At 64.0% G+C, this 13,554-nt stretch carries 10 protein-coding genes; 4 read left to right on the plus strand and 6 right to left on the minus strand.

Annotated elements, in window-relative coordinates; translation table 11 throughout:
• From MKW15_RS14970 to MKW15_RS14985, 4 genes are all read right to left on the minus strand, one after another.
• A complete protein-coding gene (locus tag MKW15_RS14970; protein ID WP_240859616.1) occupies window positions 1-1,218 on the minus strand; it encodes a glycosyltransferase family 4 protein in 1,218 nt (405 codons plus the stop codon).
• Window positions 1,215-2,090, minus strand: coding sequence for a glycoside hydrolase family 16 protein (locus tag MKW15_RS14975; RefSeq protein ID WP_240859617.1), 876 nt, complete (start codon window positions 2,088-2,090; stop codon window positions 1,215-1,217). The genes MKW15_RS14970 and MKW15_RS14975 overlap by 4 nt, the downstream gene beginning before the upstream one ends.
• 68 nt (window positions 2,091-2,158) lie before the next feature.
• Window positions 2,159-4,261, minus strand: coding sequence for a hypothetical protein (locus MKW15_RS14980; protein ID WP_240859618.1), 2,103 nt, complete (start codon window positions 4,259-4,261; stop codon window positions 2,159-2,161).
• Between the two features lie 177 nt (window positions 4,262-4,438).
• Window positions 4,439-5,260 carry a glycosyltransferase family 2 protein gene (locus tag MKW15_RS14985; protein ID WP_240859620.1) on the minus strand — a complete coding sequence of 274 codons (822 nt, stop codon included), beginning with the start codon at window positions 5,258-5,260 and terminating at the stop codon, window positions 4,439-4,441.
• A 344-nt stretch (window positions 5,261-5,604) separates the two neighbouring features.
• Here MKW15_RS14985 and MKW15_RS14990 point away from each other — a divergent pair, with 344 nt between their 5' ends.
• From MKW15_RS14990 to MKW15_RS15005, 4 genes are read left to right on the plus strand one after another with little or no spacing between them, the layout of a single operon-like run.
• Window positions 5,605-6,669, plus strand: a complete 1,065-nt coding sequence (locus MKW15_RS14990) for a glycosyltransferase family 2 protein (RefSeq protein ID WP_240859622.1) — start codon at window positions 5,605-5,607, stop codon at window positions 6,667-6,669.
• A complete protein-coding gene (locus tag MKW15_RS14995) occupies window positions 6,666-7,499 on the plus strand; it encodes a glycoside hydrolase family 16 protein (protein ID WP_240859625.1) in 834 nt (277 codons plus the stop codon). The genes MKW15_RS14990 and MKW15_RS14995 overlap by 4 nt, the downstream gene beginning before the upstream one ends.
• Complete coding sequence (locus MKW15_RS15000) at window positions 7,500-8,189, plus strand: ABC transporter ATP-binding protein (RefSeq protein ID WP_240859627.1); 690 nt, start codon at window positions 7,500-7,502, stop codon at window positions 8,187-8,189.
• A complete protein-coding gene (locus MKW15_RS15005; RefSeq protein ID WP_240859628.1) occupies window positions 8,189-10,714 on the plus strand; it encodes an FtsX-like permease family protein in 2,526 nt (841 codons plus the stop codon). Before MKW15_RS15000 ends, MKW15_RS15005 begins: the two co-directional genes overlap by 1 nt.
• Here the strand turns inward: MKW15_RS15005 and MKW15_RS15010 are convergent.
• Together MKW15_RS15010 and MKW15_RS15015 are read right to left on the minus strand one after the other, a co-directional pair.
• Entirely contained in the window at window positions 10,704-10,973 is a 270-nt protein-coding gene (locus MKW15_RS15010) for a hypothetical protein (RefSeq protein WP_240859630.1), read from the minus strand. The two genes, MKW15_RS15005 and MKW15_RS15010, sit on opposite strands and share 11 nt — an antisense overlap.
• 241 nt (window positions 10,974-11,214) lie before the next feature.
• On the minus strand, window positions 11,215-13,554 hold the full coding sequence (locus MKW15_RS15015; RefSeq protein ID WP_240859632.1) for a TPR repeat domain-containing protein: 2,340 nt from the start codon (window positions 13,552-13,554) through the stop codon (window positions 11,215-11,217).

A 13,554-nucleotide genomic window follows, 5' to 3' on the forward strand; every position in this document is an offset into this window, starting at 1 on the left:
TCACCGCCTCCCGGGGCCTGCGTGCTCGCGAGGCTTCGCGAGCCTGCGCAGGACGGCCGCGTTCGCCGCCGCCTGTGAGTCGATGCCGTGATGCGCAAGGGCATGATCGCGAGCCGCCGCGGAAAAGGATCGTCGGGTCTCCACCGAACCCAACAGCCTGGTGACCGCTTGGGTCAGCCCCGCACGATCCCGAGGCGCGATGACATAACCAGATACGTTGTCGCGCAGAGCTTCGCGAACGCCGGCTGCCTCGTAGGCCACCACCGGAACGCCGGTCGCCTGTGCCTCGACCAAGCCCAGCGGCATTCCTTCGACGAGGCCCGTGTGCACGAAGACATCGGCGGCTGCCAACAGATCCGCAACGTCGTTGCGCGCGCCGAGGAATCGAATTGCGGGTTCGGGCAAGGCGGAGGCACGAGAACACATTTGGGCCTCGTACTCGGGGTAGGCACTGGTGGAACCGGCGACAACCACCGTCGCCGCATGACCGATGGCGTCGGCAAGCACGATGAGATCCTCGATGTGCTTGCTCGGATCCAGCCGGGTCGCTGCCAGCACGATCGGCCGGTCAACCGACAGACCCGCCTCGGCGCGAATCCTGCGTCTCACCGCGTCACCGGAGGCCGGGGCGAAACGAGCGGTGTCGACTCCGTTCTGAATCACCGTCACCCGCCGTCGCAGCCGGGCGGCCACCGTGTCGGCTACCGAGTTGCTCACCGCAATTGAGTGATTGGCGGATGCGATGGCAACGTCACGAAGTCCGGCGCCAACTCCCGGCACCGGTGTCTCGTGAAGTGTCAGTACCGTTCGTACACCCCACATGCGGGCTGCGACAGCCGCGTCGAGGTGGGTCCAGTGTGAGTTGGCGAGCACGAGTTGGTAACCGCCGCTCCGGACTTCACGGGCGATGCGACGCGGTGTCGACGCCGATCGGCCGGCCTCGGAGATTGTCCGGCGAAGGCTGATTCTTCCGCCGTCGCGGATCGACCGTTCGACGGGAAGTGGCATCGGCACAACTGGCAGGTCGTGATCGTGCCAGTAGCGATACTGCTCGAGATCGGGTGGGCACCCAAGCGTGAACTCGATCCCCATCGCAGCCAGGAGCGGATGCAAGCGCAGCAGGTATTTCTGAGCACCCCACAGTCCTGGGCCTTGGTCCAGCACCAGAACACGGATTGGCTCGGAGCAGTGGCGAGAGTCGCTGAGGAGGTCGTTCACCCGTACAACCTCACCCAGTCGACGCTCATCTCTGCCGGCAGCGCACCGATGCCGGCAGCGCCCGGCCAGTCGCCGCCCACGGCGACATTGAGCACCAGGAAGAACGGATCGTCCATCACCCAGACCGACTGTGGCGGTAGGTCCTCGAGTCCGACCGTGAAGACCTCGTGACCATCGATACCGATTCTGATATGGCCTTTCGTGCGATCCACCCAGTAGACGTGATAGCCGTCGGGGTCTCCGAGTTGACTGGGCGGTACCGCCTTCTGCACCTTCCACGGCGTCTTGTCGGCGAGGTTGGTGCGGGGGCCGATGGCGCCAACCGAGTTGTTCGGCCAGGTGTTGGCGAGTTCGAAGATGTCGATCTCGCCGGATTCCGGATAGCCGACGACGTCGATGCTCGACCCGAGCATCCAGATCGCCGGGTGAATGCCCTGGCCTTCCGGAAGTTTCGCCCGGACCGCAAGGACCCCGGCAGACATTCCCATCTTGCCGTTGCTGTCGATCCGGGCAGATGTCACCTGGCTGCCGTCTCGCCGCGCCACGATACGCAGATTCCCGCTACCGTCCAGCGAGAGATTGTTGGGAGACGCCGTGTACACCTGCTTTTCGCGGTTTCCCCATCCTCCGCCACCTTGTCTGATGTTCCACAGCCGTGCGCTCGGCAGCGCCCCCGCCGAGCCGTTGAACTCGTCGGACGACACGATCCGGAGGTTCGGATCGACCTGAAAGCGGTCTCGCGACTCCTTGTCGGCCGCTGAGGCCGCCACCGAGCCGGTAATCGCAAGCCCCGCTGTGACTATCAGGACGCCGGCGATCAGCAATGCAGGGGTTCCCTTGGCTCCGTTCGGCGTGGCGAACAGTGTCGTCACGTATCGCCGCGCGGCCGCGGTGGTTTTGGTGAAAATAATTGTCCCCCTTGATAGATGGCTTCGACCAGTCACCACGGCTCACGGTCCGTAGGGGTGTGGTGGTACATGAAGATGATGGTGTCGGCATCGGTGTGGAATCGGACGAAGTTGGGATTCTCGTCCAGAAGGGAGACGAGGATTTCGATTGCGCCCTTGCGGAAGTAACCAAAGTAGTCGCTGTACGCCGACATCTGGCGAGGCAGGACGAGGTAGAACTTTCCCCCGGTCCCTGCCCCGAGTCTGACCAGGAATCGCATGTCTTCTGGGGTCGGAAAGCCCCGGGCCATAGACTCTTTGAGGAAGATCAGTGCCTTGTCGTAGCCAGGGTTGGCCTCAGCAAGGCGAACGTAGTCGGCTGTTGCCCTCGGCGGCCATCCAGAAGGCCCGATCTGGACGATCACTGTGGACGGCTCTGCTTCGGCAAGAATCTTCTGACTCATGCTCACTTGCCCACGGGTCAACTGGATGTAAGACCAGCCACCGTAATAGCTGTGCAGGGCACTGACGCCGACGATACTCATCGCGACCGCCATCACGACGGCCTTGCGCCTCAGCGTGAAACCTCGCGTCCTCTCGGGTCCCCCCGCGGGTCCGAACAGGGCTTTGTCGGCAGCGATGCCCACCAGGACCGAACATCCGACCAACGAGTACAACAGGACGCGGAATATCGCCTCGCCCCCATAGCTCTGGCCGCCGAGCAGGAGTCCGGGCGAGAACGCTATCACTGGAAGTGCAAGGTCCCGACGCCCATGTCGCCACAGATAGATGAAGGCAATTGCGGCGGCAGCCCACACGGTGAGGAACACCGCACGGTCGACATCCTGAAGCACGGTGCGCGCCAATGAGTCACCAGGAAGGTTGGGCAGATTCGTCTTCGAGTTCTTCAACGGATTCGCCCCGGTAAAACCACCGTAGTGAACAATCCACGGTATGCGAGGCACGATGAACGCCCCGAATATCGCAATGAACGCTCCGACGAACCAGATCGGCCTGACACGGTTGAGCAGGGTGAGGAGAACAACGCAGATGAGCAACCAGACCGGAGTCAACTGGTGGGTCACGACGACAACGGCGAACAGTGGCAGAGCGTAGTACGCGGTACCGGTGTCGGTCTTGGAACCGACCAAGAGCGCCAGCACGGTGATCGCAATGATCATCGCGATCGCCTGCGGCGAATAGTAGTCTTGGCCAACCCAATTGACGAGCTCCGCGCACATCACCGCGATCAGGGCGGCCTTCGTTGATCCGCCGAGCGCCCGACCGAGACCCCAGATGGACAAGGCGAGGAGCACATGGGTCGCCGGAGCAAACCAGTGCGCGACGTCCGTTGGGGCAATTCCGGTGGTGTCACTGAACCAGGCGCCGCCGACAAAGAATCCGGGCCAACTCGAGTAGATGTCGATGAAACTGGGAGGGAGGGTTGACTCCTTGCTGATGTAGTCGACCAACCCGATGTGCTTGTAGGTCCAGGAGTAGATCGGTACATCGGTCAGCAATGTCGCCGTCACTCGGATGGCGACGATGGTCCCGAGGATCGTGATCACCGCACCGGGTGTGTCGTCGGCGACGAGGCAGGCAACAAAGACGCAGATCAGGGTGGCGAGACACACAGCAAGCAACACGCCGCCCACCGTGAACATCAGGCCGAACAAGCCGAATTCGGTCCGCCACAGTGTCATCAGGCCGGTCACCCAGAGGACTGCGGCCACTCCCAATGCCGCCGTTCGTCGGGACCACAGTGCTGCCATTGCCGGGACGCAACCCAGCACTGAACGCTGCACCAGTTCAATGGCCTCGGTTCGGCGCTGCTCCGTTCGCAGGGCGACTGCACTCGACGCCAGGCACACGGTGGCGAGCGTGATGGTCACCGCCGCAGCGGAATACCACCCAACCCAGACCAGGACCGTGCCCAGCGCGATAGGTGCGGCGAGACCGAGTGCCGGATACAGCGCCAGCTTCAGGTGGGTGGCCGGACGTACCGGAACACATACTGCTGCGCCGAACCCGGCCAGGATCAGTGGCAAGAGCAGCAGGAGCCGCAGCGTGGGGGGTATGTCGAAGAATGTGCATAGGGCCAGTGCACCGGAAGCGCCGGCAATCAACGGTTCTGATGCCCGGCCATTGCCGGACACTGCAGAGTCGTCGACCGCAGGCAAAGTTGCTGCTGGCTCGATTGTTGTGGCGATCGTGCTACCTCCTTGGCAGACCGCACAGAGGCAAGCATCGCGGAACCGCTCGCACATGTCGGCATGTGCGAGCCCGCGGTGGTCTTCTGTGTCCGCAACACCCCGGTCGGGGTGGGTGAAACCTCAGGCCGCGCCTGCGACCTCGAGGTTGTCGGTTCCGGCGATGGCCCGGCCCAGCCGAACACGCATCGCGCCAACCCGATTGGGTGTTGCCGGAGCGGGCTCGGCCGTCTTCTCGACCGCCACCCTCTCGTCGAAGATGGTTCGCAGAACCCGGATTCCGTCGCTGACTGCGTTCAGATTGCTCTCGCCATGGATGCGGTCACGCTCGTAGCTGGCCACCTCGGCGATCTTGAGGCCCGAACGCGCCACCCGAATGTTCATCAAGGTTTCGACCTCGAAGCCGTCGCCCCACTGTGCCTCGGTGAGTGCTGGGTCGGGCATGTCGATGATCGGTAGGCAATGACGCCAGAAGGCGTTGTAGCCGTAGCAGAGGTCGGTGAAGCGGGCCGAGTAGAGATGGTTGACGATGCCGTTGAGTCCCAGGTTGCCCAAGCGGCGCAAGCGGGTGATGTCGGAGCTACCGCCACGGTAGGTGAAACGGGAACCCTTGGCGAAGTCGGCACCATCGCAGAGCGCTTGGACGAACATCGGGATCTCGGCGGCGTCCGTGGAACCGTCGGCATCGATCATGACGATGATCTCGCCCTTGGCGGCCGCAAAACCGCAGGCCAGGGCATTACCCTTGCCCTTGCGGGTCTGCTGGATCAGGCGTGCGTGTGGCCAGAGCGATCGAGCGACGTCGAGCGTGCCGTCGGTCGAGCCACCGTCGACGACGATGATCTCCGCTATGCCGTCCGGCATGCGTTTGGCAACATATGGAAGGTTCTTCGCCTCGTTCCGAGTCGGCACGATGACGGAGACATCACGATGTGGAAGGCGCATTCCTCATTCCCCCGAAATAGGATGCTGGTTAATAGGCGGTGAACAGCCGATGTCCGCGCGGTGCGGCATCGATGTCGCCGGTGTGTCGGGCGAAATCTCCCACCGCAGTGGCCATCTCACCCGAGGTCAAGAGTGAGGCCTTCCGGGGTTGGGCGCAACTCCGTAAATCGGCGCGATTGTTTTCCCGATTCGGCTCTTCGGGGTGAAGAATTGACGTAATCACTTGGGGGGCAGTTAGTTACGCGTACATGCAATCAAATGCATGTGACCCTCTGCTGTGATTGCTCTCACTTGCAAGCACCTGCAGGTCGATGCCAAGCCGTTCTCGGCGCATACTTAGTCGCATGAGTTCGGGGGCTCTGGGTGGCGCTGACGTCACCGTCATCATCTGTGCGTACACCCATGATCGGTGGAACGACATCTGCGACGCGATCAAATCCGTTGTGCGACAGTCGCTGAAACCGGCAGAGTGTCTGGTGGTCGTAGACCACAATCGGCCGTTGGCCGACGAGTTGACCGCGTTCGTGTGGCGGTGTGATTTCCAATCGATGGTGACGGTGATCCACAGCACCGGGCCGCGCGGCCTGTCCGGGGCTCGGAACTCGGGCGTCGCGCGGGCCACTACGGCCATCGTCGCGTTTCTCGACGACGATGCGGCAGCCGACCGCGAATGGTTGGCCGAACTCGTCGCAGCCTACGATTCGGACGATGTTCGCGGGGTAGGCGGACACGTCCGTCCGCGGTGGCCCGATCGCGTACGTCCGGGCTGGTTCCCTTCGGAGTTCAACTGGGTCGTCGGTTGCAGTTACACCGGTTCGCCGACCGAGGTTGCGGAGGTCCGGAACTTCATCGGCGCCAACATGTCCCTTCGCCGAGACGACGTGATGGCCGCGGAAGGCTTCCATACGGGCCTTGGACGCGTCGGCAAGACTCCACTGGGGTGCGAGGAAACCGAGCTGTGCATCCGCATCCGCCAGCGCAGGCCGGGCGCACGGATGATGCACGTTCCTGCCGCGTCAGTAGGACACCGGGTGAGTGCCGATCGCGTGACGATTCGGTACTTTCTGCGCCGGTGCCACGCGGAGGGGATCTCCAAAGCGGCGGTGTCTGGACTCGTCGGTAGCGCGGACGGATTACAGAGCGAGCGCCGGTACACCATGTACGTTTTGCCGCGCGGGATTCTCGGTCGATTGAGTCGGGTGGTCGGGACGAGCGCTGGTGTCCGGCAGCGCGTGGATCTTGCAGCGCAGACCGTGGTCTTGGCCGGTGGTCTGCTCACGACGACATTCGGCTACGTCCGTGGACGCACCACTGGGGCGGCGATCCCGGATCGGCTGACCCCTCTACATCTGCGCGTCGTCGGAGATTCGTACAAGGTGACCGACGCTGCCTCCGGAGGATCGAAATGAGTTCATCCGCAGAGTCTTACGGCCTACGTGGGCTCGCCGTCGCAGTGTCGGCGATTGCCTTATCGGCTCTCGTGCCGATTCTTGGCGTGCCTCCGGCCCAAGGTGCGCCGCGCCTGGTTCCGGTGGCGTCAGCTGCGGTGTCAGAGGAGTTCAACGGCGCGGCCGGAGCAGCACCGGATCCCTCGGTCTGGACCTACGACGTCGGCGGTGGCGGTTGGGGCAACGATGAGAAGCAGGTCTATACCAATGATCGCTCCAATTCCCGACTGGACGGACAGGGCCGCCTGGTCATCGAAGCGCGCCGTTCAGGGAACACCTATACCTCTGCCCGTTTGACGACGCGAGGCAAGTTCGCCTTCACGACCGGCCTCATCGAAGCCCGGATCGCGACACCGCGCGGCACCGGCTTGCATCCCGCGTTCTGGCTGCTTGGCACTGACATCGCGACGGTCGGGTACCCGGCATCCGGCGAGATCGACATCATGGAGTTCGTCAACGACGGAGCCAGCTGGCACACCGCTCTGCACGGGCCCACGACGACCGGTGGTCATTGGCAGAAGACGATGGCCGGCGAATTTGCGGGGCAGTCCGACGACTTCCACGTGTATGGCGTGTATCGGTCGCGCGGCATGATCGCGATGCTGATCGATGGCAAGGTGATCAGTGTCTACACTCCCGCGACGCTTCCTGCCAACGGGCGTTGGGTGTTCGACAAACCGATGTATGTCCTGCTCAACCTGGCGGTGGGTGGGCGTTGGCCCGGTCCGGTCAGTCCAGCGACCGACTTTCCGGCACGAATGACCGTCGACTGGGTGCGCTACCATCCGTGAATGTCCGCTGGTGGGGAAGGGCCGCTCGTTGAGGCGGTCGATCTGGTGCGTGAGTACCAGATGGGGGAGCAGACCGTCCGGGCGCTCGACGGCCTGAATCTGAGCATCGACGGTGGGCAGTTCGTCTCCATCGTCGGGCCGTCTGGGGCAGGAAAGAGCACGCTTCTGCACATTCTGGGTGCACTGGACACCCCGACGTCGGGCACCATCACCGTCGACGGTGTGGACCTCGGCAGCCTCGACGACGAGTCGGCGTCGGCCTTCCGGCGCACGCGCGTGGGCTTCGTGTTCCAGTTCTTCAATCTGGTCCCGACGATGTCGGCGTGGGAGAACGTCGCGTTGCCGCGTCTGCTCGACAACCGATCGCTGCGCAAGGCCAAGCCGCGCGCCGTCGAGTTGCTCGAACAGGTCGGGCTCGGTGACCGCGTCGACCACCGGCCGTCGGAGTTGTCCGGCGGGCAGATGCAGCGCGTGGCCATCGCGCGGTCGCTGATCATGGACCCGACGATCCTGCTCGCCGACGAACCGACCGGCAATCTCGACTCGAAGACCGGTGCATCGGTGTTGGACCTCCTCGCCGACGTCGCGCACGACGCACCCGACCGGCTCGTCGTGATGGTCACCCACGACCCCAAGGCGGCCGGCGTGGCCGACCGTACGATCACCGTCGCCGACGGAAAGATCGCCTGATGCGCGGATTCCTCACGGGATTCACGCGCATCCGCGTGCTGAATCTCCGGGAGATCCGCACGCACCGACTCCGCGTCGTGACGTCGTTGTCGGTGGTGATCGTGGCGTCGGCGCTGCTGATCGCGGTGCTGGGCACCTACGGATCGATGACGCAGTCGGTGCGCGAGTTCAACAATGCCATCACCGGTGCCGCTCAGGTCGAGGTCGCCGCGATCGCCGACTCCGGCGTCGACGCGAACCTGGTCGGCGAGATCAAACGTGGCCTACCCGACGCCAAGTCGGTGGTCCCGCTGATTCGCAATTCGATTGTGGTCGAGGGCAAGTCGATCATCCTGCTCGGCTCGGATCTCCGCGCGACTGCGCTGTCGAGCGATCTGCGCGACGCCGCGGGAACGTCGTCCGGTGCACTCGCCGAGAACCTCGACTCGGGCATCGTCGCGGGTGCGGGTGCGGGCCTGCGCAAGGGACAGCAGCTGCGCATCAACGACATTGACGTGACCGTGGTGGATGTGGTCGACGGTGCACAATCGGCGGCACTCAACAACGGCAACTTCGTGTTCGCCTATCTCGGCCTGGCGCAACAGCTCACCGGTCTGGACGGTCGTGTGGACTCGATCCTCATCGTCGCGCAGCCCGGCGCCGACACCAACCGTCTTCGTGGCGAGGTGGAGCGCATCGTCGACGGCCGAGCGGTCGTGGTGGACCCGGGATTCCGTGCCGAGCAGGTGGAGCAGGCGAGCTCCGTGACCCGTGATTCGACGCTGCTGGTCTCGTTGGTGTCGTTGGTGATTGCCGCGTTTCTGGTGTTCAACACGATGAACATGGCGGTAGCGTCACGGCGCAGTTCGTTGGCCATGATTCGTGCTCTCGGAGCCCGGCGGTCGCATCTCGTTGGCGATCTCCTCGGGGAGGCCGCGATCTTCGGCCTCGTCGGTGGCGTGATCGGTGTGCCGCTGGGCATTCTGGCCGGCCGCGCTGCCATCAGCCAGTTGCCCGCACCTTCGGCATCGTCGGCGTTGCCGGAGATTGCCTACCACTTACCCTGGTACGCGCCGGTGATAGCGGTGCTGGCGTGTGTGATCGCCTGTGTCGGTGCGACGACGCTGGCTGCGCGGTCGGTGTTCGCGGTGTCTCCCGTGGAGGCGATGGTGCCCGGCGAGGTCGCCGACGCCCACGCCCGACGCGGACCGGCGGTGATCATCGCGGCCGTGGCCGGGCTCGCGACCCTGATCGGTTCATGGGTGATCGTGCAGGAAGTGCCCGGCCGCCCAGCGATTCTCGCAGGCGCTGTCTATGCGATCGGTGCACTGTTGCTGTGTTTCGCGCTGAGTGCGCCGCTGTGCTGGGTGGTGGTGCGCGTCGCGCGGTGGTTCCGTGGACCCGGCCAGTTGGCGTCGGTGAACACCGAACGCTCGCCGCGGCGGGCCTGGGCGACCCTGATGACCGTGGCCGTCGCGATCGCCGTCGGCATGGGAACCTCTGGCGCACTGGACAATATGATCTCGTCCATCTCGAGCTCCCTCGACGGCCTCGGCGATCCCGACTTCTACGTGTCATCGGCGACGGCCGACGAGGTGCCGGTGGGCCCGATCCTCGCACCGGAGATCAAGGCGCAGGCCGAGCAGATTCCCGGAGTCAACGAGGTGATCGGCGGCCAGTGGGCGACGGTGAACATCGGTCCCGACCGCGCGCTGATCCAGGGCATCGAGCCGGGATCCAAGGCACCGTTCATGCGCAAGGCATCCGCCGACGCGGTGCGTCAGGTACTCGCGGGTGACGGCATCCTGTTGTCGAACGTGTTGGCGCGTGTGCTCGATGCCGGGGTCGGCGACACCGTTCGGTTGGCCACCCCCACCGGCTATCACGAACTGGTGGTGCGCGACACCGTCGACTATGTCTCCATCGGATCGGGGACCGGAGCGATATCCAATGCTTTGATGGCGCAGTGGTTCTCCCGATCCGGCGACACGTACCTGCAGGTGCTGACGGATCCGGATGCCGACGAGGCTGCTATCCGTGGACGTCTCGAACAGATCGCTGTCGCGCATCCAGGCACTGGCGGCAAGCCGGTCAGCGTCTACACCGGTGCGCAAGCGCTCAAGGCGACGCAGGACCAGGTGCAACAAGCAGGAGCGTTCACCATCGCGATCCAGTGGATCGTGGCGGCCGCCGCAGCGGTGGCCCTGTTGAACACTCTGCTGCTGTCGGTGATCGAACGACGACGCGAGCTCGGCGTCCTTCGTGCTATGGGGGCCTCGCGAAAGTTCGTGTCCCGCATGGTGCTGGCCGAAGCGGCTGCCGTGGCGCTGGTCGGATCCGCCCTCGGATTGATCCTCGGCACAGCACTTCACCTGTTGAGCAATCGCATCCTCAGTGCCACAACGGCTCTCGAGGTCATCTACGCACCCAGGCCGACGATCCTGATCTTCGTCGGCGCTGCCGTCGTGCTGTGTCTGGTCGGCGCCCTGGTGCCCGCGATGCGGGCGGCGCGGATGAACATCAGCGAGTCGATCCTCAGCGAGTAGCGGACTTGGCTTGGTGGCCCATCTCCGCACGGATCTGTTCGACGATCTCCCGATCGACCTCCTCGGGCATCTGCTCCCACGAGTTCCGTTGGTGCCATGCGTATCTGGCGTCGGCATAGCGTCGTTGAAATTCGTCCTCGTCGGCCCGATCGGGGTCGAGCTCCGGGAACTCGCGCACGAGATCCTCCCGCGTGGTTCCGGGCGGCGACTTCAGCGCTGCGACGATGAGCGGCGACAACCCCTCGAGTTCGATCGACATGTGACTCCTAGTAGTTGAAGGTATATCTTCGACCCGAAATTTCGCTGCCTGAGGTGCGACGAGCGCTAGCGAGGAGCCTCGAAGGCCTCGTGACGGTCGCTGCATGGCCGCCCAATTGCCCTGTCTCACCAGCCCTTCGAGGCTCTCGGCTAGCGCCTCGAGCACCTCAGGGAGCGGAGGTGGGTCGACGTGCGTTGTTGGAGGCACTCCCGCGAGGAGCCTCGAAGACACCACCCGGTGATCATCCCCCGGGCCCGGCACCAGGATTCCGGTCGTCCGGCGGAAGTGCCGGAATCGTTCCGGGAAGCGGTTGGCTCGGATTGTCCGGCGCTCTGGCACCATCGTTGTACACCTTTTCCCAACCGGATTTGGTCATGTTCTCGCCAATCCATTTCGTGTATTTGCCGCCATGATCGTCATACTGGTCCAACAGCTTCCAGTCGAGGACTCCGTTCTCGTCCAGGCACGCCTCGAATTGCTGGCGAAGTCCTGGGTGTGTGCTCAACACGCCGGCGAAGTACACAAAATTGAACTCATTCGGATCATTGAACGTAGGCTCCGTCTTGTATTCTTTAAGTTCTTTGCCTTCTATTTCATCGGGATTAGGCGGGGGACCGAAGATCGACTGTTCAAGGTCCGGTGGTACGAGCGCATTGATGACGGGGATCGCCGGGTGGGGGATCGCTGAGATCAAGTTCCGGGTCAGAGCTGCCGCTTTCATGTCGTGTTCGTACTCGGCCATTTGTCCCTGGTACGCGCTTTCCTTGAGATGTGCCCACTCGGTGGTCCAGCCCTCCTTCATCGCGGCGCCCAAGAACCCGACCACCTTCCCGAGTTGTGGAGCGTCGTGGGCCCCCGCCTGATATGCGAGGTAGAGCTGCCACTGCGTGCCTGCTCGGTGTGCCATGCCGGCCGCTGTGGGGTCCGAGTTGAGTGTCGAGAAGACACGTTGCAATTCGATCTGCGACAGCTCTCCCGCGCCGTACTTGGGAATGCCGAGATCGTAGAACGTGCCGGCGAAGTCGCCCAGATACGGCGCGAACGATCTGGCCAGAGTCTGAGTGAGGTGCGGGCTCCCGAGACCGAGATCCTGCCCGATGGCGACGTTGGTCTTGTCGCCGAAGTAGTGCCCCAGAGCAGTCGCCGATTCGGCGGCTTCGCGTGCGAGGAAAGGATTGTCGCGTGCACCGGCGCTCTCTCCGATCCACGAGAACAGGCTGTCGATCCCGCCGGGCTTGTCGCCCCACTGATACTGGAACAGCGCATCCAGATGATGGTCGGCGTTGTAGTGCGCACCGTCGGGCATGGTGACGTCCATGTTCTGGCCGGTGATGAAGTCGTGGACGGCAGTCGTGTCCTGGCCGGCGAGTTGGAAGGTTCGGTTGAGCAGGTCGGTTGTCTGATCGGCTGTCAGGATGAGGCCCGCTCCTTCGATACTCATCGGCTTCTTGCCGACGGCCCCGGCGATCTCCGAAGCTTGTTTGAAGAGGCCTCGGTCGATGTCGGTGCCGAGTCGGAGCCCGCGATCGCCCTGTTGGAGGAACTCCGTCAGCAACTGGAGCTCTTTGATCCGTGGGACGCGGAGACGGTCGGTAGTTTCCGTGCCGTATTGGCCCGATTGGTGCTGGTGGACTCCCTGAACCAGATTGTCCGTCAGCAAACTTCGAATCGATGCGGGCACCACGCGCATCCCGCCGCGATCGCCGCCGCGTGTCGTCAGTTGTGGTGCGCTGACCATCTGCATGCCGTTGGCGAGGAATCGTTGGATCTCGCGCTTCTGGTCGCCCGAGCCGAGATTGGTGATCACGGCAACTGACTTGCCGTTCAGGCCTGCGGCCAACGCGCGGAGGAAGTCATACTGCCCCTGCGGGATGTCGACCGGCCGTCCGAGCCTCAAGGCCCGGAGCCGTTCGGGTGGCAAGGTGCAGGCTGCCCGGAGTGCTGCCATCTGTTCGGGGGTCAGGGCACCGCCGCGCAGGAGGGCGTCGACGATGTCTCGTGCCAAGCCCGCACTCAAACCCGCAGCGGGCGGCGCCATCTCGCCGAGTCGGGCGAGTGCGGCCCGTATCGCCGCTGCCGTTCGCAAATCTGCGGCACCGAGGTCCGACGCCCACTTCTGCAGTGTGCGTTGCCCATTGCTCGCAATCCGCGCGCGTGCCGCCTTGAGTTTTCGTAGAGCATCGATCGCGATCCGGTCGTCGCCGGCGACCTGCTCCGCCGTCGCGTAGTTGTACGTGTCACGCACCGACCAGTCGCTGTCGACGCGATAACTGTCCGCCTCGTAGGCCGACGCGGTCTGCTTCAGATCCCCGGCCAGATCCGACATCGCCGTATGCCCGCGCATGATGGTCGTGGACAGTGAGGTGAAAGCTGCCGACAACCGGTTCAGCTGCGTGTATTCCCTTGCCGCGCGGTCGGTTGCGACAGTCCGCGCTCCGCCCGACCAGTCGAGTCCGAAGATGGTGTCGCGGGTGGTCCTGGCGTCGTGGGCGGTCGAGGTGGCATAGCTGGAGGCCGCCTTCGCGGCGGGCGGCATGTTCGAGAAGTCCAGGGCGTAGACCTGCTCCTTGGTGAGGGCCAC

This window comes from Gordonia gummivorans, assembly GCF_022513585.1.
In the GTDB taxonomy this organism is placed as follows: domain Bacteria; phylum Actinomycetota; class Actinomycetes; order Mycobacteriales; family Mycobacteriaceae; genus Gordonia.

Coding starts and splice junctions, on each gene's coding strand:
- MKW15_RS14985 (WP_240859620.1), bottom strand. CDS start 5,260: ATGCGCCTTCCACATCGTGATGTCTCCGTCATCGTGCCGACTCGGAAC.
- MKW15_RS14990 (WP_240859622.1), top strand. CDS start 5,605: ATGAGTTCGGGGGCTCTGGGTGGCGCTGACGTCACCGTCATCATCTGT.
- MKW15_RS14995 (WP_240859625.1), top strand. CDS start 6,666: ATGAGTTCATCCGCAGAGTCTTACGGCCTACGTGGGCTCGCCGTCGCA.
- MKW15_RS15000 (WP_240859627.1), top strand. CDS start 7,500: ATGTCCGCTGGTGGGGAAGGGCCGCTCGTTGAGGCGGTCGATCTGGTG.
- MKW15_RS15005 (WP_240859628.1), top strand. CDS start 8,189: ATGCGCGGATTCCTCACGGGATTCACGCGCATCCGCGTGCTGAATCTC.
- MKW15_RS15010 (WP_240859630.1), bottom strand. CDS start 10,973: ATGTCGATCGAACTCGAGGGGTTGTCGCCGCTCATCGTCGCAGCGCTG.